Origin of the sequence: Sphingobium indicum BiD32 (genome assembly GCF_000382885.1) — a bacterium.
In the GTDB taxonomy this organism is placed as follows: domain Bacteria; phylum Pseudomonadota; class Alphaproteobacteria; order Sphingomonadales; family Sphingomonadaceae; genus Sphingobium; species Sphingobium japonicum_C.
Window position 1 is genome coordinate 1 of record NZ_CAVK010000256.1, and the last position, 23,237, is coordinate 23,237.

Here is a 23,237-nt window from a genome sequence, read left to right on the forward strand (position 1 = left end):
CCCCTCCCGCAAGCGGGAGGGGGACTTTTCCGTCACAACCGATCCGCCTTCATCGCGAAGATCGTTTCATGCGGCTGATAGGCGGCCATAGCCTCTAGCAAGGCATCGATGCCGTCGGCATGGAGCAGGATGCCCGCATGTTGGGCGCGGATGAAGCCTGCCTGCACCATCTGGCGGTTGAAGCCGATCAGCTGGTCGTAGAAGCCGCCGACGTTGAGCAGGCCGACCGGCTTTTGATGATAGCCCAGTTGCGACCAGCTGATTGCCTCCCACAGCTCATCCATCGTGCCGACCCCACCGGGCAGAGTGACGAAGCCGTCCGACAGGTCGGTGAACAGCTGTTTGCGCTGGTGCATGGTCTGGACGACATGCAACTCCGTGCAGCCGCGATGGGCGACTTCCGCGCCGACCAGGGCTTGCGGGATCACGCCGATCACCTCCCCGCCCGCTTCCAGTGCCGCATCAGCCACAGCGCCCATCAGGCCAAGGCGACCACCGCCATAGACGACGCCTATGCCGCGCGTGGCGAGGGTGCGGCCGACATGGCGGGCGGCTTGGATATAGGTGGAATCGGCGGGGGTGGCCGATCCGCAATAGACTGCCAATCTTTTCATACTCTTCCCATATTCATATATGGCGTATTTGATAATATCTTTATATATCAGATACTTAACTTGACGATGCCATATCGTCGATCATCAGGGCCGCCGTCGCCTTCGCGCTGCCGACGACGCCGGGTATGCCCGCGCCCGGATGCGTCCCCGCGCCCACCAGATAGAGGTTGGGGATCACATCATCACGATTATGCGCCCGGAACCAGGCGCTCTGGGTCAGCAGCGGCTCCAGGCTGAAGGCGCTGCCGAGATGGGCGTTGAGATCGCGGCCAAAATCGGACGGCGCATAATGGAACTGGGTGACGATGCGCGATCGGATGTCGGGGATCAGACGATGCTGGATCTCGTCCAATATGCGTTCGGCATAGGCGGGCGCGAACTGGTCCCAGTCGATCGGCAGCTTGCCCATGTGCGGCACCGGGGCGAGGGCGTAGAAGGTCGAATGGCCTTCAGGCGCCATCGACGGATCGGTGACGGTCGGGTGGTGCAGATAGAGTGAGAAATCTTCCGGCAGCACGCCATGATCGTAAATGTCGGTGAGCAGCCCTTCATAGCGCGGCCCGAACAGGATCATATGGTGCGGGATGCCCGGCCAGCTGCCCTTGATGCCGAAATGCAGCACGAACAGGCTGGGCGACCAGCGCTTGCGCGCCAGTTTCTCGCCCTGTTTCTGCCCGCGCGGATGGTGGGCCAGCAGGTCGCGATAGCTGTGCATCAGGTCGGCATTGCTGGCGACCGCGTCGGCCTCCCCGCGCCAGCCCGACGCGGTATGGACGGCGGTGACCTTGTCGCCATGGGTTTCGATCCGGGTCACCTTGTCACCCAGCCGCAACGTGCCACCCAGCCGCTCGAAATGGGTCGCCATGCCCTGCACCAGACGGTTGGTGCCGCCTTTGGCGAACCAGACGCCGCCGTCCTTTTCCAGCTTGTGGATCAGCGCATAGATGGCGCTGGTATTCATCGGATTGCCGCCGACCAGCAAAGTGTGGAAGGACAGCGCCTCGCGCAGCTTCTCATTCTTCACATAGGAAGAGACGATCGAATAGACCGAGCGCCATGCCTGATATTTGGCAAGTGCCGGGGCTGCCTTGATCATCGAGGCGAAGTCGAGGAAGGCGACCGAGCCGAGCTTGCGATACCCCTCCTCATAAACACCAGCGGCATAATCGAGGAAGCGTTCATAGCCTGCGACATCGGCGGGATCGAGCCTGGCGATCTCCGTCCGCAGCGAGGCTTCATCATTGCTGTAATCGAAATTGGTGCCGTCGCGCCAGTTGAGGCGATAGAAGGGACTGACCGGCATCAGCGTCACATCCTGCGCCATGTCATGCCCCGACAGCCGCCAAAGTTCCGACAGGCAATCGGGATCGGTGATGACGGTCGGCCCGGCGTCGAAGGTGAAACCGTCCTTTTCCCACATATAGGCGCGCCCGCCGGGACGATCGCGCGCCTCGACCAAAGTGGTGTCTATACCGGCGGATTGCAGGCGGATGGCGAGCGCCAGCCCGCCAAAGCCTGCGCCGATGACGATCGCTTTTCTGGTCATCAGGCGGGCGGATTCAACAATGTTCGCATGGCATCCCTTATGGGCACGGGGGGGCGTCCGCACAAGATGCGGATGCGGTCGGTGAGGGTGGAGCGTCCGGCGTAGAAGCGCTGGATTAGCGGCGCGGACAGACGATAGAAGCGGGCGAAAATACGCCAGCGCCGGTCGGGTTGCGCCGCGCCGAAGAGCATCTTGCCGAGCAGGCGATAATAGCCGCCGTTGCGCCAGTGGGCCGCGGCGCGGGCGCGGGTGACGGCGGCCAGACGATCGAGCGGCTGGTCCACCAGCCAGGTCGCAAAGCGCACCGCATCTGGCAGCGAATAGCCGGTCATGGGTTGAAACAGACCCGCCCGCACCCCGGCGCGGGCGACGGGATCAGCGCCGGGCCAATAGGCGTCGAAATCGCCGCCATGGACGACGGGCAGAACGCCCTGTTCGCGGTGGATGACCGTGCCGTGCCAGCCCTTTTCCTGCGCATAGGCGGCGATCCGCTCACCGATCAGGGCAACGTCCAGCGCCGGGCTGTTGCTGTAATAGGTATCCTCGATGAACAGGGTGCGCGCGTCCCAGGGCAGCAGATAGACGAAGCGATAGCCGTCGATCTGATCGACGGTCGCGTCCATGATTACGGGCCGGTCGATCCCGTGCGGCGCATCGAGCCGCAGCGTATGGCCGACGAATTTCTGCCAGCCACAGCGCAGCGCCGACAGGTCGCCCGCGCCGCGCGCATCGATCACCGCGCCCGCCACAATCTCTCGCCCGTCGGCCAGCATGATGGAGGTCGGCGTCACCGACACTATATTCGCGTCGGTCAGCACCGCGTCACCCAGCACCGCGCGGACATGGGCGTCGAGCTTGGGCGAAGCAATGCTGTTATAGGGGGTGTCGAGCCGCCGTTGATGGTCGGGAAAGCGGACTTCATGCCCCTGGCGCCAGCGATGGCTGACCAGCGGATCGACCAGCCAGCGGTCGCCCGGCACGACATCGCCATCGAAAAAGGACCAGATATGGTTGCCGCCGATCCCGGCTTCGCGCTCCACCAGCGCCAGCCGCACATCGGGCCGCCGCGCGGCGAAGGCGAGCGCGATCAGGCTGCCCGCCAGCCCGCCGCCAAGGATCGCCAGATCACATTCCACCCGCTTGATCATGCCATCCTGTTAGGGGAGGCGGGATGACAAGGCCATGGTGGAGTTGGGCGTAGCGCATGGTTTTTGGGGAAGCGGCTGGAGACAGGTGCGCCGTCGAGCGCGCGTTGGTTTTCCTGTCCCCGTTGGCAAATCAGGCTCTAGCTAGCGTATCGAATATAGGATAGGGGGCTATCCTATGCATATTATCGCGGATCGGGACAAATTGCTGGCGCGGGTGCGCCGGATCGCGGGGCAGATCGCTGCTGTCGATCGTCAGTTGACGGGGGACGCAGGCTGTTCAGAAACGCTGCAACTGGTGGCGTCGGTGCGCGGCGCGGTCGGTAGCCTGATGGAGGAACTGATCGAGCAGCATATGCGCGAGCATGTCGCCCGGCCCGGCCTGACCGATGCCGAGCGCGCCGCCGCGAGTGAGGAAATGCTGGCGCTGATCCGCCGCTACGGGAAATGACGATGCACAACGACCACCATCATCATGGCCATGACCATCACGGCCATGACCACGCCGCCGTCCCCGCCCCCGGCCCGGCAGCTGACGCTGCATCCATGGCGGGCGAGGACAGCCATTATTTCGACCATATCTATCTGTCCGCCGGGCATGACGAAAATGCCAAGCGCACTCTGTGGGTCGTCTGGCTGACCGCCGCGACCATGGTGGTGGAAATTGTCGCGGGATGGATGACCGGATCGATGGCGCTGCTGGCCGATGGCTTTCACATGGCCACGCACGCTGGCGCGCTGGCGGTGGCGGCGGCGGCCTATGGCTATGCCCGGCGGCACGCGCGCAACCCGCGCTTCACATTCGGCACCGGCAAGGTCGGCGACCTGTCGGGCTTTGCCTCCGCCCTGTTGCTGGGCGTCATGGCGCTGTTCATCGCGATCGAATCGGGGATGCGCTTCTTTCAGCCGATTGATGTCGCCTTTGGCGAGGCGACGTTGGTGGCGATTGTCGGGCTGGTCATCAACATCATCAGCGCCCTGCTGCTGGGGCATGACCATAGCCATGATCATGGGCATGAGGGGCACGACCACGGCCATGCCGACAATAATCTGCGCGCCGCCTATATCCATGTGCTGACCGATGCGCTGACGTCGGTGCTGGCGATCGCGGCCTTGCTGGCCGGGCGCTATCTGGGTTGGGGGTGGATGGACCCGGCGGTCGGCCTGCTGGGCGCGGTGGTGATCGCGCGCTGGGCCTGGGGGCTGATGAAGGATACGGCGGGCATCCTGCTCGACACGGCGGAACCCGCGCTGATGGCGACGGTGCGTGGCGTTGTGGAGGCCGAAGGGGCAACCATCCGTGACCTGCATGTCTGGCGCATCGGTCCCCATGCCCATGCGTCGATCATCAGCCTGGCACCGGGCGCGGATGTTGCAAAGGTGCGCGCGCGGGTGCGGATGCTACCGCGGATGGAGCATGTGACGGTGGAGGGCGGCTGACAGCATTGGCGCCGACACCGCACAAGCATTTGACATCAGGGCGCAATTTATGTCTAGGCCTGATAATCATCATCACGCAAAGGGTCCGAACCCGATCATGCAAGCCCCCGTCGCGGACAGTCCTTCCATGCCCGATCCTGACCTGCGCTTTGGCTGCACATCCTGTGGCCGCTGCTGCCATGGCCTGCGTCTGGCTTTGGGGATAAGCGAAGCGATATTGTGGCTGGAGCGTGGCGGCAAAGTCGAATTGTTGTGCGACGCCGCCCCTGACCTGCCCCCTGCCGCCGGATCGGCCGAAGATTATCGGGCGCAGCGTGCCGTGCCGGGGATAAGCGGCGCCCTGCCTGTCACCATCCAGGCGACGTTGACCGCCGTGTTCGACGGGCCATGCCCCAATCTGATGCCCGACATGCGCTGCGGCGCCTATGATGTCCGGCCCAATGTCTGCCGCATCTACCCCGCCGAAATCCGTCCGCAGCGCCGGATCGTGCCGGACGACAAATTATGCCCGACCCATGCGTGGGATCTGGACCAGCCGCTGTTTGCGGCGGGGGGCGAGCGGATAGTGGATGAAACCACCGCGACGGCCATCGACGCGATGCGGGCGCAGGGCGTGGCGGATGTGCCCGCAAAGGCGCATCTGCTGGCGCTGATCGGAGTCGATCAGGTCGCGCTGGCCAATGAAGGCTTCACCAGCTGGCGGCCCGACCGCGACGACTTGCTCCAGAGCCTGCGGATCGCGCATGCAGGGGCACAAGCGCAGCCACCCCTGCCTGTCACCATCGTGTCGGCCCGACCGGAAACGCAGCACATGATTGGCGAGGCGGAAGCCGCATGCGGCACGCCCGACCCGGCGGCGGGCTATGACTATATCCCGCTCTACAGCTGAGACGATATATCCGGTGCGCTCACTCCCCCTTGAGCGCATCCATGATCTGGCGCACCGGGGCGATGTCATAGCCTGCCGCGGCGGCCTGCGCCGCCAGCACGTCGCCATTGTCGCCAGCGCGGGCGCGGGTCAGCGCCCAGAGCAAGGTGCTGCGCGTGCCGGAGCGGCAATAGGCGAGCGTCTTGCCCTGCCCGGCCTGCTCCAGCGCGGTGGCCATGCCGTCGAGCTGCCAGGGGGCAAAGCCGCCATGGGCGACCGGCACGGCGACATAGGCGATGCCCGCCGCCTTCGCGGCTGCCTCAATCTGTGCGCCGTTGACCTGCCCCGGCTCCTCGTCATCGGGGCGGTTGTTGACGATCATCGTCACGCCCAGCGCCTTGGCCTGCGCCACCTGCTCCACGCTGATCTGGGGCGAAACGAGGATGCGGTCGGTCAGTGTGCGGAACATGAGCTTCTCCTTTTGTGGCAGCCATGCGCCGGGCCACCGGACGTTTCAAGACAATTGGTTCTATAAGAAGGGCCGGATCGCCGCCAGAAAGGCGTCGCCCCAGGCGTCCAGCTTCTTCTGCCCGACGCCGCTGATCGTGCCGAGATCGCGCAGGCTGGTGGGGCGCTGTTCGGCCATTTCGCGCAGCGTCGAATCGTGGAAGATGACATAGGGCGGCACGCCCGCTTCCTGCGCCAGTTCGCGGCGGCATGTGCGCAGCGCGTCGAACAGCGGATCGCCGACCGGATTGGCCTCCGCGCCGTTGCGGGCGTTGCGCTTGCGGCGTTCGCGCCTGGGCGGCACGAGGATGCGGACCTCCTCCTCGCCACGCAGGATAGGCCGGGCGTTGGGACCAAGCATCAGCCCGCCATGTTCGGTCGTCTCCAGCGCGTCGCGCACCAGCAGCGCGCGCGACACCGGGCGCAGCAGCGCGGTTTCATCGCCCGACACGATGCCATAGACCGAAATCCTGTCATGGCCGCGTTCGCGCAACTTGTCGGTGACGCCGCCGGTCAGCACCGCCTCGATATGGCCGGAGCCGAAGCTCTGCCCGGTGCGATAGACGGCGGAGAGATATTTGCGCGCGGTTTCGGTCGCATCCACGCTGGCGGGGGGGGAGAGGCAATTGTCGCAATTGCCGCAGGTGGGTGGCGGGGATTCGCCGAAATGGCGCAGGAGGATCGCCCGCCTGCAAGTGGCGGTCTCCACCAGTGCGCCAAGTGCGGCGATGCGGGTGCGCTCGCCCTGCTGGCGGGACGGATCGAGTTCCATGATCCGCTGACGGGCGCGGGCGAAATCCTCCGCGCCCCAGAAGAGATGCGCGACCGCCGGTTCGCCGTCGCGGCCCGCGCGGCCCGATTCCTGATAATAGCCCTCGATCGACTTGGGCAGGCCGGCATGGGCGACAAAACGCACGTCGGGCTTGTCGATGCCCATGCCGAAGGCGACGGTGGCGACCATCACCATATCTTCGCTGGCGATGAAGGCGGCCTGGTTGCGCGCGCGGACGGCGGGGTCGAGGCCCGCATGATAGGCGCGCACGGGGCGGCCGCCACGGCCCAGCGTTTCGGCCATTTTCTCGGTCGCGGCGCGGGTCTGGGCATAGACGATGCCGGGACCGGGATGGAGCGCAACCAGATCGGCAAGCTGGCTGGACAGGCCGTCGCGCGGATGGACGGCATAGCGGATATTGGGCCGGTCGAAGCCGGAGATGATGAGGCCGTCGCGCGGGATGCCCAGCTGGACGAGGATATCCTCGCGCGTGTGCGCATCAGCTGTCGCGGTCAGCGCCAGCCGGGGGACGTCGGGAAATTCGTCCAGCAGCGGACGGAGCAGGCGATAGTCGGGGCGGAAATCATGGCCCCATTCGGACACGCAATGGGCTTCGTCGATCGCGAACAGCGCGACCTTTGCCGAGCGGAGCAGGCTGCGAAACCCCTCCTGACTGGCGCGTTCGGGGGCGACATAGAGCAGGTCGAGATCGCCATTTCGCAGGCGATCCTGCGTTTCGCGCCAGTCGGCGTCCACGCTGGTCAGGCTGGCGGCACGCAGGCCCACCGCATTGGCCGCGCGCAACTGGTCGTGCATCAGCGCGATCAGTGGGGAGACGACGACGCAGCAGCCATCGAGCGCGGCGGACGGCAACTGGTAGCAAAGCGACTTGCCCGCGCCGGTCGGCATGATCGCCAGCGTCGGCTGCCCTGCCATGACGCGGCCCACCACCTGCTCCTGCACCCCGCGAAAGGCGGGAAAGCCGAATATGTCGTGGAGAAGGGTGGGAATGTCGGGGCGCATCGGGGGAGCCTTAGCGGCTGAGGCGCGGTGGGGCCAGTGGGTGTTGAGCGATGATGGTGGTTGGCCTGCGCTACGTCGCGTAAGCCCACCCCCCTAACCCCCTCCCGCTTGCGGGCGGGGGAACAACGCCCGCTTCACTCCACCGGATCGAGCAGGCAGCCCCAGCCGGGGCGGAAGCGGGCGGTGCGGGTGGCGATTAGCGGGACGCTGGCGTCCACGGCCCTGTCATCTGGCCGGTCGGTCAGGGTGACGAGCGCCATGCCGGGTTCCTTGTCGTCGGCGCAGCTGCCCATGGCGCGGCCCTCGACATAGCGGCACGAACAAGTGAGGCGCGCGCCATAGGCTGCGCCCAGTTCGGCACGGGCGCTGAGCGACTTCCAGTGCCAGCCGAGTGCGACCAGCAGCGACACAAGCACCATAAGGGCAAGATAAATGATCGTCCGGCGACCCGGCATATTCCCGACTCGGTTGGGGATGGCTAAGGCCGCGGCTTATGAAGAGGGAATGGAACAGCGTAAAGCGGCTTGGTCTGGGCCTGGCCCTGGCCGCGCTGGTCGGCGCGGGCGGGCTTTGGAGCGTGCGGGCGGCCGACCCGCAACCACTTTATCGCGTGTCGCGCGATGCGGTGGTGGGCGAGGCCGCGCTGCGCGCCGCGATCGACCCGCTGTTCGATGATTCCGCAATGGGCGACACCCGCGCGCTGCTGGTGATGCGCGACGGGCAGGTCATTGCGGAACGCTATGCACCCGGTTTCGGGCCGGACACGAAATTGCTGTCCTGGTCGATCGCCAAGAGCGTGACGGCGGTGCTGGTCGGGCTGATGGTGTCGGACGGGCGACTGGCGCTCGATGCACCCGTGCCGGTCGAAGCGTGGCGCCAGCCGGGCGACCCGCGCGGACGCATTACGCTGAGGCAATTGCTGACGATGACGTCAGGGCTGGATCATGTCGAGGATGGCGAACCGCAACCCGCTGGCGACACGGTGCGGATGCTGTTTACCGACGGGGCGCAGGATATGAGCGGCTTTGCGCAGGCCAAGCCGCTGGCCCATGCGCCGGGCACGGTCTTTTCCTATTCGACCGGCAGCACGATGATCCTGACCGACCTGATGACGCGGATGCTGACCAACAGCGATGATCCCAATGCGCGGCGGCGGGCGATGCAGATGTTCATCGACGGCAGGCTGAAGGCACCGGGCCAGTTGCCCAGCCTGACGCCCGAATATGATGCGGCCGGAACGATGATCGGCGGCAGCATCCTGCACATGACCGCGCGCGACTATGGCCGCTTTGGCGAATTGCTGCGCCGCCATGGCCGCAGCCCGACCGGTCACCAGATATTGCCCGAAAAATGGATCGACATCATGACCACGCCATCGGCCCGCAACCCGGCCTATGGCGCGCATCTCTGGCTCAACCGGGAAAGCAGCGAGAGCGCGCTGATGCCGGGGCAGGCACCGACCAGCCTGTTCGGCTGTGTCGGCCATAATGGCCAATATATTCTCGTGTCCCCGTCGCAGCGACTGACCGTCGTGCGGATCGGCATGTCGCCGCACAAGGAACAGCGGGTCGCGGTCAAGACCGCGCTGGCCCGGCTGACCGGGCTGTTTCCGGGTTAAAGCAGGAAGCACCCCTCGATCACCGTCCGGCAGGCGCCGGTCAGGATCACCCGGTCGCCTGCCAGCGTACAGCCCAGCCGTCCGCCGCGTGCGGAGGCCTGTACCGCGGTGATGTCGGCCTTGCCCAGGCGGGTCGCCCAATAGGGGGTGAGCAGGCAATGGGCCGACCCGGTGACCGGATCTTCATCCACCCCGCCGCCGGGCACGAAAACCCGGCTGATGATGTCGCTATCGTCCCCCGGCGCGGTGGCCATCAGCAGCAGGTCGCCTGCCGGACGGAGCGCGGCAAAATCAGGTGTCAGGGCACGGATCGCGGCGGCATCGCGATAGACGAAGATGGCATAGCCGCCGTCGCGCCAGCGCGTTTCCAGCACATCGCCGCCCATGCCGGTCGCCAGATCGGGCAACGGATTGGCCTGCGTCTCCCACGCCGGCAGCGACAATTCATAGCCCGCCCCGGCCCGCGCGACCGTCAACACGCCGGCATGGCGGGTGCGGAAACGGATCGCATCCCGATCGCCGATCAGCACATGGCCGCTGGCCAGCGTGGCGTGGCCGCACAATTTGACCTCCACCGTCGGGGTGAACCAGCGCAGCGCAAAGTCAGCCTCCGGATCATCGGGAGTCGGGATCGTAAAGGCGGTTTCGGACAGGTTGTTTTCCGCCGCGATTGCCTGAAGCGTCGCATCGTCGAGCCACTGGTCGAGCGGCATGACCGCGGCGGGATTGCCGGTGAACGGTGCGTCGGCAAAGGCATCGACCTGGGTGAAGGGCAGGCTGGGCATGGCAGGTTCCTTGCTGGATGGAGCGCCGTGATGCCGGGCGCGCGGGCGTGCGAACAGGGCCGCCCGCGCGCGATTGGCCGCCTACCCCAACACCACCAGCGCGCTGCACACGGCCAGCCCGACGATGATGTTGATCGGCACGCCGATCCGCACGAAATCGGCAAAGCGATAATCGCCCGCCGCATAGACCAGCGCATTGGTCTGGTAACCGATCGGCGTCGCGAAACAGGCCGAAGCACCGATCATCAGGGCGATGATCAGCGGGCGCGGATCGACCCCCAATTGCTGCGCCAATGCGATGGTGATCGGCGTCAGCAGCGCCGCCACCGCATTGTTGCTGAGCAGTTCGGACAGCAATAGCGCGAAGAAATAGACGATGAACACCAGCGACCAGACCGGCGCGATCGTCAGCAGCGGGGTGATCCACCCGACCATCAGCGCCACGCTGCCCGCCTGTTCGAGCGCGAGGCCGACCGCCAGCATCGCGAAGATCAGGATCAGCACGTCGCCGTCGATCGCCGCCCAGGCTTCTTCCGGGTCGATGCAGCGGGTGACGAGGATGACCCCCACGGCGATGACGGCAGCCATGCCGATGCCGACCATGTCGAGCGCCGACAGCAGCACCACCGCCGCCATCGCCGCCATCGCGATCCACGCCTTGTTGCGGCGAAAAGCGCGGGTGCGGCTGATGTCGACGCCGATCAGATGGGGATTGTCCCGCAGCGAGCGGATCGCATCGTCGCTGCCCGCGATCAGCAGTCGGTCCGCGCCGCGCACCCGCGCCTCCGCCAAGGCAGGGCCGGGCAGATGGCGCGACCGGTGGATGCCGATGATGCGGACGCGCAGGGCATGGAGGAAGGGAATATCCAGCAAGCGTTCGCCGATGGACGGGTGGCTGGGGGCGACCATCGCTTCGATCACCGTGCCTTCGCGCGCCGAAGTGCTGGAATCGGCGGCCACGCCCAGGTCGAAACCGCCCGATTCGCGCAGCGTCATGATGGCGGTGCCATCGGCACGGACGATCAGCCGGTCGCCGGAGCGCAATTCCTCGGTCAATATCTCGCGCCGTCTTATCTCTCCGCCGCGCTTGAGGCCGAGCAATACGACAGACGGACTGAACAGGCCAAGCGCGCCAATCTCCCGCCCGATCAGTTCGCTATCCTGTGGCACCACCAGTTCGGTGAGATAATCCTGCACCGTGCCGCCGGTTTCTCCGCTGATGGCGGGGGGATCGCTGGGCAGCAGGAAGGACAGGCACAATAGCGCGACGATCCCGGCGGCCGCGCCCGCCAGCCCGTAAAGCGTGATGTCGAAAATGCCGAAGGGTTCCATCCCCTGATCGGCGGCGATGCCCGCGACGATCAGGTTGGTCGATGTGCCGATCAGCGTCAGGCAACCGCCCAGAACCGAGATCGTGTTCATCGGGATCAGCAGTTTCTTGACCGGATAGCCGGTCGCCTGCGCCAGTTTGAACATGATCGGGATCAGCAGCACGACCACCGGCGTATTGTTGAGGAACGCCGACAGCACGGCCGCGCCCAGCGCCACTTCGGCCAGCGCCAGGCGAGGATGTTTCTTGGCGCGCGCCATGATGAGGTCGGCGACGCGGTTGATCACCCCGGTACGGATCAACGCGCCCGACAGGACGAACATCGCCCCCACCGTCAGCGGCGCACTGTTGGAAAAAACTGAAAAGAGCGATTTTTCGTTGAGCAGGCCGAGCAGCGCAAAGGCGCAGGCACCGACCACCGCGATCACTGTGGGCGAATAGCGTTCGCGCACGAAAGCGATGAACATCAAAGCCAGGATGAACAGGCCGATTTCCGCGCGATACACGCCCAGCAGCGCGATGATGAAATGCATATGACCGTGCCCCTGGATCGCGAATGCGTTCGCCCCTTCCGATAACGAGAGGGACGGAACATCGTTGCACATCAGTTTGGCAGACGATCCGGATGTTTGGAAAGCCCCCTCGCTTAAGGTTAACATAGTAACTAAATTGCAATGTTTCGCCAGCAATGGTAGCGTAATCAAAAGGGCAAAAGCCTTTGGGGGTCGCACATGTTCAAAACCTCATTTTCCATGCCTTGGGGAGGCATGCTGCTGCGCAATCAGCGTGGTAGCGCTATAATTGAGTTCGCAATCATCGCCGCGCCATTCATCGCCCTGCTCTTGGCGATCATGCAGACCACGCTGACGATGTTCACGCAGCAGGTGCTGGAAACCACCGCCGAGAAATCCGGACGCAGCATCCGCACCGGATCGGCGCAGACGAACGGCACCAGCCAGTCGACGTTCAAGACCCAATTATGCGCCACGCTGCCCAGCTACATGCCCTGCGACAATGTCATGTTCGACATACGGATCGCCAACAGCCTGGAAGATGTGGACAGCAAAGCGATTTCGCTGACCTACGACAATGCGGCCAACGTCACGAACATGTGGAGTTATCAACTGGGCGGGCCGGGCGACATCGTCATCATGCGCGTCATGTACCAGATGCCGGTGATCATGGGTCCGTTGGGCTTCGACCTCGCCAATATGAAGAACGGGCGCCGGTTGCTGGTCGCGACGTCCGTGTTCAAGAATGAGACCTACTGACATGCGCCGCAGCTTCCGGCGGATAGCCGCCCTGCGGACGGATCGGCGGGGCATAGCCGCAACCGAATTCGCACTGATCGCGCCCTTCCTGATCTTTCTCTATGTCGGCAGCGTTCAGCTGGCCGATGCCATTTCAGCGTCCCGCAAGGTCACGGTGACGACGCGCACCCTGGCGGACCTGACGTCGCAATATAATTCGGTCACGACATCGATCACCGACACCATCCTGAAAACCGCCAGCCAGGTGATGGCGCCCTATGACGCAACAGTCGGCACCTACACGATCACACATTTGTCGACCAACAGTTCGGGCAAGCCCCGCGTCGACTGGAGCCGCAAATATGACGGCACGACCGTCAGCGACGGATACCGGAAAAACAAAAAGATGGACCTGCCCGGCAGCGTTTCGCAGCCTGGATCCAGCGTGATCATGGCCGAGATTTCCTATCGGTATCAGCCATTTGTATCGCCGGCCATGCTGGGCAGCGTCACGCTGAAGGACACCATCTACATGTTGCCGCGCCGTTCCCAATCCATTCCGATGAACTGAGGCCCAGCATGACCCGTCATACCCGATCCTTGCGCGCAATCACGCGGCATGAACGCGGCAATGTCATGATGATCTTCGCCCTGACGCTGATCCCGCTGGTGTTCGGCGCAGGCATGGTGATCGACTATTCGCGCGCAGCCCGACTGCAAACCAAAATGAACGCCATAACCGACGCCACCGCGCTCTATGCCGTGAGCCAGTCGATGCTGTCCCATAGCGAGAGCGAGACACAGGCGGAGGCCAAGTCCTTTTTCGACGATCAGGCGGCAATGCTGAACGGCCTCGTCTATGGCCAGGATGTGGCAATCGTCGTTACCGATACGACGTCCCCCACGCTGCAACGGAACGTCACGGTCACCTATCAGGCGTCATCGAGCAATATCTTCGGCCGTGTCCTGTCAAAGGCCAGCATCGACATAGGCGGCACCGCCAGCGCCAACAGCACCACGGCACCCGACATCGATTTCTACATGCTGCTGGATACATCCCCGTCCATGGCCCTGCCCGCCACCAGTGCGGGCCTGACCGCCCTGACCACGGCCACCGGTGGATGCGCCTTTGCCTGCCACCAGACCGCCACGTCGGCGAGCGACCCCGGTAAAACACGTCAGGTCAACGGCGCCTATGTCGATTATTATTATGTGGCAAAGACCGACCTGGGCCTGACCTTGCGCAGCGATCTGGTGACCAAAGCGGTCGAGGATCTGGTCGATGTCGCGAAGGAGACGGCCAGCTCGAACAATGCCGGTTATCGCATGGCGCTGGGCAATTTCGACTGGTCCTATCATTCGATCCAGGACAATCCGGTTGCGCTGGACAGTGCAAGATCGCTTGTTTCAAAGGCACAGCTGCTGGTCGTGTGCCGGAATAACCAGCGCGTGTGCGGCATAAACGATACCGACATGCACACCAATTTTTCCACCGCGCTCGCCAGCATCAACGGCCTGATGCCGACGCCAGGCAACGGAACGAAGAAAAGCGGAGATACGCCACAGGCCATCATGTTCCTGATTACCGACGGCATGCGTGACGAAAATTATTATGGCGCCCGCAAGCTGGGGCCGATGCCGACGGAGATGTGCGACACGATCAAGGCGAGAGGCATCAAGATCGCCGTACTCTACACGGAATATCTGCGTGAATCCGCGTCCGACAGCTGGTCCATCACCAATGTCCGCGCACCCTATCTCGACCAGCCGGAAAAGATCAGCCCGCCGCTGCAAAGCTGCGCCTCGCCCGGCCTGTTCCACAAGGCCACGACCGACAGCGACATATCGGCGGCATTGGCCGTATTGTTCCAAAAGGCCGTACAGGCCGCGCACCTGACCAAATAACGAAATGGGCCAGCCATGATTGCATGGCTGGCCCGTGTCGCGGCGGTACGGGGACATTTTGTCGTCATGCCCACGCCATGCGTGGTGACGTTCCCCAGGCTTACGCTCTGCCGCTGGCCCTGTAGCGGACCTGAGACGGAGCCTATCCTAAATTAACCGAGTCGTCTTGCTCTTTCGACGCGGGATCGCATCGGTTGAGCGCGTCAGTCGGTTTCAGCGCGCTCGCCGCATTGCGCGCGGTGGAGCAATTTCTGGTCGGCCAGGACCAGCGCCATCATCGCTTCGACCACCGGCACGCCACGAATACCCACGCAGGGGTCATGGCGGCCCTTGGTGATGATGTCCGATGCTTCACCATCGCGTGTCACCGTTTCGACCGGGATCAGGATGGAACTGGTCGGCTTGAACGCGACGCGCAGCTTGACCGGCTGGCCGGTGGAAATGCCGCCTGCGATGCCGCCTGCATGGTTGGCGAGGAAGATCGGGCCGTCATGCCCCGGTCGCATCGGATCGGCATTCTGCTCGCCGCGCAGGCTGGCGGCGGCGAACCCGTCGCCAATCTCGACCCCTTTGACCGCGTTGATGCTCATCATCGCGGCGGCGAGTTCGCTGTCGAGCTTGGCATAGAGCGGCGCGCCCCAGCCCGCCGGGACGCCTGATGCGACACATTCCACGACTGCGCCCAGCGATGAACCGTCGAGCCGCGCGGCATCGACCAATTTCTCCCACCGCATCACGGCCTGCGCATCCGGGCAGAAGAAGGGGTTTTGGCCGATCAGCGAAGGATCGAAATTGGCAAAGTCGATGGCGTCGCCACCAATGGCGCTGACATAGGCGAAAATATCGACTTCGGGGATGACGGCGCGCGCCACGGCCCCAGCCGCTACCCGGCTGGCGGTCTCGCGCGCCGAGGATCGTCCGCCGCCGCGATAGTCGCGGAACCCATATTTGGCGTCATAGGCATAGTCGGCATGGCCGGGGCGATAAGCCTTGGCAACGTCCGAATAATCCTTCGATCGCTGGTCGGTATTTTCGATCATCAGGCTGATCGGCGTGCCCGTGGTCCGCCCTTCAAACACGCCGGACAGGATGCGGACCTCGTCCGCCTCGCGCCGCTGGGTGGTGAATTTGGAGGTACCGGGCTTGCGCAGATCGAGCCAGGGCTGGATGTCGGCTTCGCTCAGTTCCAGCCCCGGCGGGCAGCCGTCCACAACCGCGCCGATGGCAGGACCATGGCTCTCGCCCCAGGTGGTGAAGCGGAACATACGACCGAATGTGTTGAAACTCATTCTGCGGCTTCACTATCCCAATCGGGCCCGAAACGCTGCGCCATGTAGCGCACGCTCCCGAAACGCCCGGCCAGCAAGCCTTCGACGGTCAGGTCGGCATCCAGTTCTTCCCAATGCAGGCCAAAACCCGCCCCTGCAATCTCAACTTTTTCAAGCTGTTGCGCGCTTGCCTGCTCCAGCCCCTGCGCCAAAGTGGCGGGGAAGGAAAAAGTCGCGCCGCTGACCAGAGCGATCACGATATGGCCGCTGTCCCGGTCATAATGCACGGCGCGGGCGCGCGGCTTGACCGCCAGATCATGGTCGCCGCGCTGCACGGCTGCGTCAAATTGGGACTGGGTCAATTTACCCATGAATGTCGTTCCATTTTTCGATCAGATAGTCGCGCTTTTCTCGCACGATTTCCAGCGCCCGTCGACTCTCGCGCAGATCAGCACCAACGATCCGCACCACTTCTGCCTGTCCGTTTTGCCCGGTCAGCGCAATTTTCGTCTCGCCGTTGCCGAACACATGGACATGAGGCGGTGCATGATCGTCGGTATAGATCATGATGCGCAGATTGGCTTCGCGCCAGATCGTCGGCATCCGATCACTTGTCCAGCGCGATGTCCGGTGCGTCTTCGGCTTTCATGCCGATGACATTATAGCCTGCATCGACATGGTGGATTTCGCCGGTCACGCCGCTGGCCAGATCGGACAGCAGGTAAAGGCCCGCGCCGCCGACATCCTCGATCGTCACGTTGCGGCGCAGGGGCGAATTCAACTCGTTCCATTTGAGGATGTAGCGGAAATCGCCGATGCCGCTGGCCGCCAGCGTCTTGATCGGCCCGGCGGAGATGGCGTTGACGCGGATATTTTCAGGGCCAAGGTCCATCGCCAGATATTTGACGGAGGTTTCCAGCGCCGCCTTGGCCACGCCCATGACGTTATAATGGGGGATGACCTTTTCCGCGCCATAATAGCTTAATGTCAGGATGCTGCCGCCATTGGGCATCAGCGCGCGGGCGCGGCGGGTGACTGCCACGAAACTGTAAGCAGACACGTTCATGGTCAGCAGGAAATTGTCGAGCGTGGTATCGACATAGAGACCGCGCAGCTCATTCTTGTCGGAAAAGCCGATCGCATGAACGACGAAATCCAGCCCGCCCCAGCGCGCTTCGATTTCCGCAAATGCCGCGTCAAGCTTGTCCATGTCGGTGACGTCGCAGTCGATCAGAAAGTCCGACCCGACCTGCTGCGCCAATGGCCGCACCCGCTTGGCCAGCGCGTCGCCCTGATAGGAGAAAGCCAGTTCCGCGCCCTGTTCATGCAGCGCTTTCGCGATGCCCCAGGCCAGCGACTTGTCATTGGCCAGGCCCATGATGAGGCCACGCTTTCCTGCCATCAAGCCGTTCATATCGTCGTTCCATTCCCTTGGGTGTCCGCCGCTGCGGCCTCTTCCTCTTCGGGAAATTCCGCCAGCGCCGCATTCAGTTCCGCGCCAATTACCACGCCAAGCCCGACGAGAAAGAAAAAAATGAGCGTGATCATGACGCCCGCCAGACTGCCATAGGTACGGTCATAACCGCCCAGCAGCGACAGGGTGGGCGGCAACAGCAGCGTGGTGCCATACCACCAGAGCGCGGTGGCGACTGCGCCGGGCCATTTGGGAAAGCGGCGGTCCTTGTAGGCGGTCGGCGTCAACGACACGAACAAGGACCAGAGCGCGACGCAGACGATGCCCATCGGCACCAGCCTGGCCGACGCCACCAGCGTGATCGCATCGTCGGCCCAGGGCAATATCTGTTGCAGAAACTGGTCGATACCGGTGATCACGACCTGCAAGGAGAAAGCGAACATGACCGCCACCACGCTGACCAACGTGATGCCGACCGCGCCCAGCCGATAGCGCCAGAAGGGTTTGGTGCTTTTGGTGCCATAGGCGCGGCGGAGAATGTCGCGGATCGTCTCGATCAGGCTGCCCACGGTCCACAGGCCCACCAGCGCGCCCAGCCACAGCAGCGGGCCGGATCGGGCGGCCAGCACGTCGTTGATCGGCTGGCGCACGACCTCCGCGACCCCGCTCGGCACGGTGGTCAGGAAGGCGTTCACTGCCTGCACCCCGTCCTGCGTCCGGCCAAAGATGCTGGCCACCGCCGCCGCGACGATGAAGAAGGGGAACAGCGTCATCAGCGAGAGATAGGCGAGGTTCCCGGCATGGATGAACCCGTCGCTATAGGTGCCGACCGCGACCCGTTTGAAGATTTCAAACGGATGCGATCCATGGCGCTCCCGGTTGATATGGCGGTGGATATGATCCGCCATCCGGTGGCGACGGGATTCAGGCGACAGGGGCGAAGGCATGGGCATCCGCCCGATAACGCCCTAGACGCCCAGATGGGCGCGTACCGCCCGCCGGTCCTGCCAGTTTTCCACCAGCGCCTGGATCGCCGGATCATCGGCGGGGACGTCGATCATCAGGGTGACGAGCTGGTCGCCGCGCGTGCCGTCCTTGCCGGTAAAGCCCTTGCCCCGCAGCCGCAGCGTCTTGCCGGACGCGGTGCCTGCGGGCACGCCCAGCATCACCGGACCATCAACGGTCGGCACCTTGACCTTGCCGCCCTTTACCGCCTCGTCCAGCGTGATCGGCAGGTCGAGCCGGACATTGTCGCCGTCGCGGGTGAAGAAGGGGTGCGGCCTCAGGTCAATCGTGACAATCGCGTCGCCCGCGCCGCCCGGTCCCTGCTGCCCCTTGCCCGACAGCCGCATCTGCGTGCCGCTTTCGACCCCGGCTGGCAGTTTCAGGTCGATCGTCTTGCCATCCTGCAGGGTGATCCGCTGCGGTGCCAATATGGCCGCGTCGGCAAATTGCACCGCCAGCCGATAGGCGACGTTGGCCCCTCTGGGTAGTGGCGCTTGCCGGCCAAAGCCGCTGCCCGCGCGGCGCCCCGCGCCGCCGAACAACCCTTCAAAAATATCGCCGAAATCAGCGCCGCCCGCTTCAAAGCCGCCCGGCTGGCCGCGAAAGCCGCCGCCACCGCCGCCGCCGCCAAAACCGAACGGCGCGGTCGGATTACCATCGCCGTCAATTTCGCCCCGGTCGAACCGGGCGCGCTTGTCCTTGTCGGACAGCAGGTCATAGGCGTTGGTCGCAGCGGAAAATTTATCCGCGGCCTTGGGATTGTCCCGATTTTTATCGGGGTGCAATTCCTTGGCCAGCTTGCGATAGGCGGATTTGATCTCCGCGTCGGTCGCGCCGCGCGCGACGCCCAATGTGGAATAGGGATCGGCCATCATCTTACCTGTTGCGAAAAAGCATCACTTGGCGACTATGTGGCGGAGGATGGCGCGACATTCAAGCAATGGATGCGCCGCGACGCCGCCATAACCCTGTTGGGGTATGCGCCCCGACCCGCCAATTGCTAGCCGCCTGTCGTTCCGCATGGGGATTGCGGATATTTTGGGGGTTATACCATGATTCGGAAATTTGCCTGGGCCACTGTTGCGACCCTGTCGATGCTTGGCCCGATCGCGACCACCGCACAGGCACAGGTCGGCCCGCCGCCGCCAACGCCGGAGCAGCTCGACCAGCTGGAAAGCCTGTTCCGCATCGGGGTGACGCTGGGTCTGGCGGGCGGTGGCACACTGACCGACAGCTATGGCCTGGACATCGCCAATGACGGCCAGGATTTCCTGAATCCCCAGCGCCTGCGCGAACGATACGGCGCGCAATATAATGACCTGTTGCCGGTCAGCGGCGTCATCGATTTTCGCGGCCTGCCCATTTATGGCTTTTACGACACGAACAGTTCCGTGTTCCGCATTTCGATCCCCGCGCTCGATGCCGAAGGCGAAACCTACCAGAACCGCTTCAACGGCGTGACGCGCCAGGCATCCTACGACCTGTTCAACGAGTATCTGGACGATGTCGACAGCGCCGAAGCCGAACGGCTCGTGCGGCTGCTGCTCAAATCGCTGGCGCGCTATTCGCCGGTCGATCCGCTCGCGGGCAATCCCAATTCGGTGCAGGGCGGCCTGATCCGTTCCAGCCTGGACCTGTCGTCGGGCGATTCGGCCATCGAACAGGCGGCCAATGGCGGCACCAATACGGCGGGCGACCCGTGGATCGTCGGTGCCAATTATAGCGGCGGTTCGTCGGATGGCGGGCGCTATGACTTCATGCGCGTGGACGGCCGGATTGCGCGCAGTTTCCGCCTGAGCGAAGGCGGCCGCGCCCTGCTGAAATTCGACCTGCCGGTCAGCTATTCCGAAGTGAACGGCGCGCGCGCCGCCACCGCCCAGTTCGGCGTGGGCGTCGAATTTCCGCTGATCGCGCAGCGCTGGTCGCTCGAACCGCGGATCGGCTATGGCATTACCGGGTCGGACCAGCTCGGATCGCTCGGCCATATGATTTCCACCACGGTGGCCAGCCGCTATGTACTGGACGGACTGGGCCGGGGTCGGCTGATCATCGGCAATATGGTCGGCTACACATCGACGATGAGCACCGGATTTACTGGCTATAACGTCAATCCGGGCCTGAAAAACTGGGCATTCCGCAACGGGCTGGCCTATGACCTGCCGCTCAAATTTCGTGGGTTCGGGCGCAATACGTCGGTGCGGGCCAGCTATGCGCTGACCAACTATACCGGCGACAAGCTCTATTATAACACGTTCCACGAAATGACCCTGTCGCTGGGCATCAGGGGCCGCGAAGAATCGGCGCGCAACGCCCGCGACCTCATCCGCCTGAACTTCAACCTGATCAAGGCTGGCGACTATACCAGCTGGTCGGCGGGTCTGGGCTTCCGCTTCTGACGATTGGGGGGGGGTGTCGAACTGGCGCCCCCTCCCCTTCGGTCAGCCCGTATCGACAGGGTCGCGTCCCGCCCCTAAAGGTCGGGCATGACCGATCCCTTTGCCCTGTTCGACGACTGGTACGCCCAGGCGCGCGAGACCGAAATCAACGACAGCAACGCCATGGCGCTGGCCACCGCCGACGCGGACGGCCATCCGTCGGTGCGGATGGTGCTGCTTAAAGGGCATGGCCCGGACGGCTTTGTCTTTTACACCAATTTGGGGGGGCGCAAGGCGGGCGAGTTGCTGGCCAATCCCCATGCGGCGCTGCTGTTCCACTGGAAATCGGCGCGACGGCAGATCAGGGTGGAAGGCCCGGTCGGCCCGGTCGATGACGCCACAGCCGACGCCTATTTCGCGACCCGCAGCCGCGACAGCCAGCTGGGTGCCTGGGCGTCCGACCAGTCCCGCCCCCTGCCCGACCGCCAGACCTTCATGGACCGATATGAGGCTGAACGCACGCGGTTCGAGGGTGGACCGGTGCCACGCCCGCCGCACTGGTCGGGCTTTTGCGTCACGCCGCAGCGGATCGAATTCTGGCAGGATCGCGAGCATCGACTGCACGAGCGGCGGCTGTTCACCCGCGCGGGCGAGCGCTGGAGCGAAGGGCTGCTTTACCCTTAAGCGCTTCTGACGTCACCATTTCGGACGAAGCGAGGCGCGGAAACTGTCCGCTGGTTCGTCTATGCTGATGCCCCCTGACGCGCACCGATTGCCGGTGGCCCATGGGCCTGTTAGGTGTCGGCCTGACAGACGTAAAAGAAGCGCGGAGCCTTGGCTCCTGCGGCCTAGAGGGACACGGATGCGTAACAGACTGACGGCCTTCATCCTCACCGGCATGGTCCTGGGGGTGATCGTGGGCTTCGCAGCCAATCTGTGGGTTGGCAGCGACAAGACGCTGGCCAAGGATGTGGCTGGCTATTTCCACCTGCTGGCCGACATCTTTCTCCACCTGATCAAGATGATCATCGCGCCGCTGGTATTTTCCACGCTGGTTGCGGGCATCGCCCATATGGGGGACAGCGCTGCGCTGGGGCGGATCGGCGGGCGGGCGCTGGCCTGGTTCGTGATCGCCAGCCTGATTTCGCTGACCCTGGGCCTGATCTTCGTCAATTTCTTTGCGCCGGGCGAAGGGCTGAATCTGGTCCGGTCGGGTGCGGAATCGGGCGTGAATACCGAAGCACTCAATTTCCGCGACTTCATCCTGCACGTTTTTCCGACCTCCATGGTCGGTGCCATGGCCGAAAATTCGATCCTCCAGATCGTCGTATTCTCGCTGTTTGTCGGCGTTGCGCTGACCGCCATCGGCGAAAAGGGCAAGCCGGTCGTCACCGTCATCGAATCGATGGTCGAACTGATGTTGCAGGTGACCGGCTATGTCATGCGCGTCGCCCCCTTCGCGGTGTTCGGTGCGCTGGCATCGGTGGTGACGACCGAGGGGCTGGGCGTGCTGGTCACGTTCGGCGAGCTGATCGGCGAATTCTATATCGCGCTGGGGGCGCTGTGGCTGCTGCTGTTCGCGGCGGGATCGATCTTCCTGGGCAAGCGGATGTTCACGCTGATCCGCTATGTCCGCGAACCGATCCTGATCGCCTTCTCCACCGCCTCATCCGAAGCAGCCTATCCCAAGATGCTGGAGCAACTTGACCGCTTCGGCGTGCCGCGCCGCATCTACAGCTTCGTGCTGCCGCTGGGCTACAGCTTCAACCTCGACGGGTCGATGATGTATTCGACCTTCGCGACGATCTTCATCGCCCAGGCCTATGGCATCGACCTGCCGATCGCGACGCAGATCACCATCCTCCTGGTGCTGATGGTCACGAGCAAGGGCATCGCCGCCGTGCCGCGCGCCAGCCTCGTGGTCGTCGCGGCCACGCTTGGCCAGTTCGACCTGCCTGTCGAGGGCGTCGCCTTCATCCTAGCGGTCGATCATTTCATGGACATGGGCCGCACCGCCACCAACGTGCTGGGCAACGCCATCGCCACGTCGGTCATCACCAAATGGGAAGGGATGCTGGAGGTGGAAGAGCCGATCGACGTCCCCCATCCCAAGGCACCGGCGCATACCGCCGCGCATGGCCGCGCCGGGCTGGATCTGGCCCCCGACATGGTGGACGACGACCGGAAGGGGTAGCAATCCCCCTTCTCCCCGCTGGGGAGAAGGATAGGAAGCCTTGGCGACGCAGTCGCCTAGGCGGACTTGGAAGAGGGGGTTCGACGCAGAGGCGGCTGGCTTCGGTTAGCTCAGCAGACCCTCTCCCAGCTACGACTAGCAGCAAGCTGCCAAGTCTCCACACCCTCTCCCTCAAGGG

24 protein-coding genes are annotated in these 23,237 nt (G+C 64.1%); 10 read left to right on the forward strand and 14 right to left on the reverse strand.

Annotation, left to right across the window (positions count from 1 at the left end; genetic code table 11):
- Nucleotides 1–32 precede the first annotated feature (32 nt).
- Genes EBBID32_RS22755 through crtY form a run of 3 tightly spaced genes read right to left on the reverse strand, consistent with a single transcriptional unit; the run spans nucleotide 33 to nucleotide 3,308 of the window.
- On the reverse strand, nucleotides 33–614 hold the full coding sequence (locus EBBID32_RS22755; protein WP_006967806.1) for a TIGR00730 family Rossman fold protein: 582 nt from the start codon (nucleotides 612–614) through the stop codon (nucleotides 33–35).
- 55 nt (nucleotides 615–669) lie between these two features.
- Nucleotides 670–2,160 carry a phytoene desaturase gene (locus EBBID32_RS22760; RefSeq protein WP_006967811.1) on the reverse strand — a complete coding sequence of 497 codons (1,491 nt, stop codon included), beginning with the start codon at nucleotides 2,158–2,160 and terminating at the stop codon, nucleotides 670–672.
- Nucleotides 2,160–3,308, reverse strand: coding sequence for a lycopene beta-cyclase CrtY (gene crtY, locus EBBID32_RS22765; RefSeq protein WP_006967812.1), 1,149 nt, complete (start codon nucleotides 3,306–3,308; stop codon nucleotides 2,160–2,162). The genes EBBID32_RS22760 and crtY overlap by 1 nt, the downstream gene beginning before the upstream one ends.
- Nucleotides 3,309–3,483: 175 nt before the next feature.
- On the opposite strand from crtY, the gene EBBID32_RS22770 reads away from it, so the two are divergent.
- The 3 genes from EBBID32_RS22770 to EBBID32_RS22780 all read left to right on the forward strand — a co-directional run bounded on the left by EBBID32_RS22770 (nucleotide 3,484) and on the right by EBBID32_RS22780 (nucleotide 5,634).
- The gene (locus tag EBBID32_RS22770; protein ID WP_006967818.1) at nucleotides 3,484–3,756 is read left to right on the forward strand and encodes a metal/formaldehyde-sensitive transcriptional repressor; all 273 of its coding nucleotides are present in this window, start codon (nucleotides 3,484–3,486) and stop codon (nucleotides 3,754–3,756) included.
- Nucleotides 3,753–4,745, forward strand: coding sequence for a CDF family Co(II)/Ni(II) efflux transporter DmeF (gene dmeF, locus EBBID32_RS22775; protein ID WP_037492524.1), 993 nt, complete (start codon nucleotides 3,753–3,755; stop codon nucleotides 4,743–4,745). Before EBBID32_RS22770 ends, dmeF begins: the two co-directional genes overlap by 4 nt.
- Nucleotides 4,746–4,872: 127 nt before the next feature.
- Nucleotides 4,873–5,634 (forward strand): YkgJ family cysteine cluster protein, encoded by a 762-nt coding sequence (locus EBBID32_RS22780; protein WP_006967823.1) that lies wholly within the window; start codon nucleotides 4,873–4,875, stop codon nucleotides 5,632–5,634.
- A gap of 19 nt (nucleotides 5,635–5,653) precedes the next feature.
- On the opposite strand, the gene EBBID32_RS22785 is transcribed toward EBBID32_RS22780, so the two are convergent.
- From EBBID32_RS22785 to EBBID32_RS22795, 3 genes are all read right to left on the reverse strand, one after another.
- On the reverse strand, nucleotides 5,654–6,082 hold the full coding sequence (locus tag EBBID32_RS22785; protein WP_006967824.1) for a TIGR01244 family sulfur transferase: 429 nt from the start codon (nucleotides 6,080–6,082) through the stop codon (nucleotides 5,654–5,656).
- Nucleotides 6,083–6,142: 60 nt separating this feature from the next.
- A complete protein-coding gene (recQ, locus tag EBBID32_RS22790) occupies nucleotides 6,143–7,915 on the reverse strand; it encodes a DNA helicase RecQ (RefSeq protein ID WP_006967826.1) in 1,773 nt (590 codons plus the stop codon).
- A gap of 134 nt (nucleotides 7,916–8,049) precedes the next feature.
- Nucleotides 8,050–8,370, reverse strand: a complete 321-nt coding sequence (locus EBBID32_RS22795; protein ID WP_006967828.1) for a hypothetical protein — start codon at nucleotides 8,368–8,370, stop codon at nucleotides 8,050–8,052.
- Between the two features lie 38 nt (nucleotides 8,371–8,408).
- On the opposite strand from EBBID32_RS22795, the gene EBBID32_RS22800 reads away from it, so the two are divergent.
- Nucleotides 8,409–9,533, forward strand: a complete 1,125-nt coding sequence (locus tag EBBID32_RS22800) for a serine hydrolase domain-containing protein (RefSeq protein WP_006967830.1) — start codon at nucleotides 8,409–8,411, stop codon at nucleotides 9,531–9,533.
- On the opposite strand, the gene EBBID32_RS22805 is transcribed toward EBBID32_RS22800, so the two are convergent.
- Nucleotides 9,530–10,318: a PhzF family phenazine biosynthesis protein gene (locus tag EBBID32_RS22805; protein WP_006967834.1), complete on the reverse strand. Its 789-nt coding sequence runs from the start codon at nucleotides 10,316–10,318 to the stop codon at nucleotides 9,530–9,532. The genes EBBID32_RS22800 and EBBID32_RS22805 overlap by 4 nt on opposite strands.
- A gap of 81 nt (nucleotides 10,319–10,399) precedes the next feature.
- Nucleotides 10,400–12,181 carry an SLC13 family permease gene (locus tag EBBID32_RS22810; protein WP_006967836.1) on the reverse strand — a complete coding sequence of 594 codons (1,782 nt, stop codon included), beginning with the start codon at nucleotides 12,179–12,181 and terminating at the stop codon, nucleotides 10,400–10,402.
- Nucleotides 12,182–12,415: 234 nt separating this feature from the next.
- Between EBBID32_RS22810 and EBBID32_RS22815 the strand changes: the two genes are divergently transcribed.
- Genes EBBID32_RS22815 through EBBID32_RS22825 form a run of 3 tightly spaced genes read left to right on the forward strand, consistent with a single transcriptional unit; the run spans nucleotide 12,416 to nucleotide 14,803 of the window.
- Nucleotides 12,416–12,919, forward strand: a complete 504-nt coding sequence (locus tag EBBID32_RS22815) for a TadE/TadG family type IV pilus assembly protein (RefSeq protein ID WP_006967837.1) — start codon at nucleotides 12,416–12,418, stop codon at nucleotides 12,917–12,919.
- A gap of 1 nt (nucleotide 12,920) precedes the next feature.
- Nucleotides 12,921–13,469 (forward strand): TadE/TadG family type IV pilus assembly protein, encoded by a 549-nt coding sequence (locus tag EBBID32_RS22820; protein ID WP_006967839.1) that lies wholly within the window; start codon nucleotides 12,921–12,923, stop codon nucleotides 13,467–13,469.
- An 8-nt stretch (nucleotides 13,470–13,477) separates the two neighbouring features.
- Entirely contained in the window at nucleotides 13,478–14,803 is a 1,326-nt protein-coding gene (locus tag EBBID32_RS22825; protein WP_006967842.1) for a TadE/TadG family type IV pilus assembly protein, read from the forward strand.
- Nucleotides 14,804–15,006: 203 nt separating this feature from the next.
- Here the strand turns inward: EBBID32_RS22825 and aroC are convergent, their stop codons facing one another.
- The 6 genes from aroC to EBBID32_RS22855 are packed head-to-tail and all read right to left on the reverse strand — an operon-like array spanning nucleotide 15,007 to nucleotide 19,362.
- Entirely contained in the window at nucleotides 15,007–16,092 is a 1,086-nt protein-coding gene (gene aroC, locus EBBID32_RS22830) for a chorismate synthase (protein WP_006967845.1), read from the reverse strand.
- Nucleotides 16,089–16,442, reverse strand: coding sequence for a DUF2442 domain-containing protein (locus EBBID32_RS22835; RefSeq protein WP_006967846.1), 354 nt, complete (start codon nucleotides 16,440–16,442; stop codon nucleotides 16,089–16,091). Before EBBID32_RS22835 ends, aroC begins: the two co-directional genes overlap by 4 nt.
- Nucleotides 16,435–16,674 carry a DUF4160 domain-containing protein gene (locus EBBID32_RS22840; RefSeq protein ID WP_006967848.1) on the reverse strand — a complete coding sequence of 80 codons (240 nt, stop codon included), beginning with the start codon at nucleotides 16,672–16,674 and terminating at the stop codon, nucleotides 16,435–16,437. Before EBBID32_RS22840 ends, EBBID32_RS22835 begins: the two co-directional genes overlap by 8 nt.
- A 4-nt stretch (nucleotides 16,675–16,678) precedes the next feature.
- A complete protein-coding gene (fabI, locus tag EBBID32_RS22845; protein ID WP_006967849.1) occupies nucleotides 16,679–17,485 on the reverse strand; it encodes an enoyl-ACP reductase FabI in 807 nt (268 codons plus the stop codon).
- A complete protein-coding gene (locus EBBID32_RS22850; protein WP_006967850.1) occupies nucleotides 17,482–18,438 on the reverse strand; it encodes a YihY/virulence factor BrkB family protein in 957 nt (318 codons plus the stop codon). Before EBBID32_RS22850 ends, fabI begins: the two co-directional genes overlap by 4 nt.
- A 15-nt stretch (nucleotides 18,439–18,453) precedes the next feature.
- On the reverse strand, nucleotides 18,454–19,362 hold the full coding sequence (locus tag EBBID32_RS22855) for a DnaJ C-terminal domain-containing protein (protein ID WP_037492526.1): 909 nt from the start codon (nucleotides 19,360–19,362) through the stop codon (nucleotides 18,454–18,456).
- A gap of 180 nt (nucleotides 19,363–19,542) precedes the next feature.
- On the opposite strand from EBBID32_RS22855, the gene EBBID32_RS22860 reads away from it, so the two are divergent.
- The 3 genes from EBBID32_RS22860 to EBBID32_RS22870 all read left to right on the forward strand — a co-directional run bounded on the left by EBBID32_RS22860 (nucleotide 19,543) and on the right by EBBID32_RS22870 (nucleotide 23,059).
- The gene (locus EBBID32_RS22860; protein WP_006967854.1) at nucleotides 19,543–20,886 is read left to right on the forward strand and encodes a hypothetical protein; all 1,344 of its coding nucleotides are present in this window, start codon (nucleotides 19,543–19,545) and stop codon (nucleotides 20,884–20,886) included.
- 87 nt (nucleotides 20,887–20,973) lie between these two features.
- Nucleotides 20,974–21,549 (forward strand): pyridoxamine 5'-phosphate oxidase, encoded by a 576-nt coding sequence (pdxH, locus tag EBBID32_RS22865; protein ID WP_006967856.1) that lies wholly within the window; start codon nucleotides 20,974–20,976, stop codon nucleotides 21,547–21,549.
- Between the two features lie 178 nt (nucleotides 21,550–21,727).
- A complete protein-coding gene (locus EBBID32_RS22870) occupies nucleotides 21,728–23,059 on the forward strand; it encodes a dicarboxylate/amino acid:cation symporter (protein WP_006967858.1) in 1,332 nt (443 codons plus the stop codon).
- The last annotated feature ends 178 nt before the right edge of the window (nucleotides 23,060–23,237 follow it).

What these genes read in the sequence shown, in the direction of transcription:
- EBBID32_RS22755 (WP_006967806.1), bottom strand. Translation starts at nt 614, where the DNA reads ATGAAAAGATTGGCAGTCTATTGCGGATCGGCCACCCCCGCCGATTCC.
- EBBID32_RS22760 (WP_006967811.1), bottom strand. Translation starts at nt 2,160, where the DNA reads ATGACCAGAAAAGCGATCGTCATCGGCGCAGGCTTTGGCGGGCTGGCG.
- crtY (WP_006967812.1), bottom strand. Translation starts at nt 3,308, where the DNA reads ATGATCAAGCGGGTGGAATGTGATCTGGCGATCCTTGGCGGCGGGCTG.
- EBBID32_RS22770 (WP_006967818.1), top strand. Translation starts at nt 3,484, where the DNA reads ATGCATATTATCGCGGATCGGGACAAATTGCTGGCGCGGGTGCGCCGG.
- dmeF (WP_037492524.1), top strand. Translation starts at nt 3,753, where the DNA reads ATGACGATGCACAACGACCACCATCATCATGGCCATGACCATCACGGC.
- EBBID32_RS22780 (WP_006967823.1), top strand. Translation starts at nt 4,873, where the DNA reads ATGCCCGATCCTGACCTGCGCTTTGGCTGCACATCCTGTGGCCGCTGC.
- EBBID32_RS22785 (WP_006967824.1), bottom strand. Translation starts at nt 6,082, where the DNA reads ATGTTCCGCACACTGACCGACCGCATCCTCGTTTCGCCCCAGATCAGC.
- recQ (WP_006967826.1), bottom strand. Translation starts at nt 7,915, where the DNA reads ATGCGCCCCGACATTCCCACCCTTCTCCACGACATATTCGGCTTTCCC.
- EBBID32_RS22795 (WP_006967828.1), bottom strand. Translation starts at nt 8,370, where the DNA reads ATGCCGGGTCGCCGGACGATCATTTATCTTGCCCTTATGGTGCTTGTG.
- EBBID32_RS22800 (WP_006967830.1), top strand. Translation starts at nt 8,409, where the DNA reads ATGAAGAGGGAATGGAACAGCGTAAAGCGGCTTGGTCTGGGCCTGGCC.
- EBBID32_RS22805 (WP_006967834.1), bottom strand. Translation starts at nt 10,318, where the DNA reads ATGCCCAGCCTGCCCTTCACCCAGGTCGATGCCTTTGCCGACGCACCG.
- EBBID32_RS22810 (WP_006967836.1), bottom strand. Translation starts at nt 12,181, where the DNA reads ATGCATTTCATCATCGCGCTGCTGGGCGTGTATCGCGCGGAAATCGGC.
- EBBID32_RS22815 (WP_006967837.1), top strand. Translation starts at nt 12,416, where the DNA reads ATGCTGCTGCGCAATCAGCGTGGTAGCGCTATAATTGAGTTCGCAATC.
- EBBID32_RS22820 (WP_006967839.1), top strand. Translation starts at nt 12,921, where the DNA reads ATGCGCCGCAGCTTCCGGCGGATAGCCGCCCTGCGGACGGATCGGCGG.
- EBBID32_RS22825 (WP_006967842.1), top strand. Translation starts at nt 13,478, where the DNA reads ATGACCCGTCATACCCGATCCTTGCGCGCAATCACGCGGCATGAACGC.
- aroC (WP_006967845.1), bottom strand. Translation starts at nt 16,092, where the DNA reads ATGAGTTTCAACACATTCGGTCGTATGTTCCGCTTCACCACCTGGGGC.
- EBBID32_RS22835 (WP_006967846.1), bottom strand. Translation starts at nt 16,442, where the DNA reads ATGGGTAAATTGACCCAGTCCCAATTTGACGCAGCCGTGCAGCGCGGC.
- EBBID32_RS22840 (WP_006967848.1), bottom strand. Translation starts at nt 16,674, where the DNA reads ATGCCGACGATCTGGCGCGAAGCCAATCTGCGCATCATGATCTATACC.
- fabI (WP_006967849.1), bottom strand. Translation starts at nt 17,485, where the DNA reads ATGAACGGCTTGATGGCAGGAAAGCGTGGCCTCATCATGGGCCTGGCC.
- EBBID32_RS22850 (WP_006967850.1), bottom strand. Translation starts at nt 18,438, where the DNA reads ATGCCCATGCCTTCGCCCCTGTCGCCTGAATCCCGTCGCCACCGGATG.
- EBBID32_RS22855 (WP_037492526.1), bottom strand. Translation starts at nt 19,362, where the DNA reads ATGGCCGATCCCTATTCCACATTGGGCGTCGCGCGCGGCGCGACCGAC.
- EBBID32_RS22860 (WP_006967854.1), top strand. Translation starts at nt 19,543, where the DNA reads ATGATTCGGAAATTTGCCTGGGCCACTGTTGCGACCCTGTCGATGCTT.
- pdxH (WP_006967856.1), top strand. Translation starts at nt 20,974, where the DNA reads ATGACCGATCCCTTTGCCCTGTTCGACGACTGGTACGCCCAGGCGCGC.
- EBBID32_RS22870 (WP_006967858.1), top strand. Translation starts at nt 21,728, where the DNA reads ATGCGTAACAGACTGACGGCCTTCATCCTCACCGGCATGGTCCTGGGG.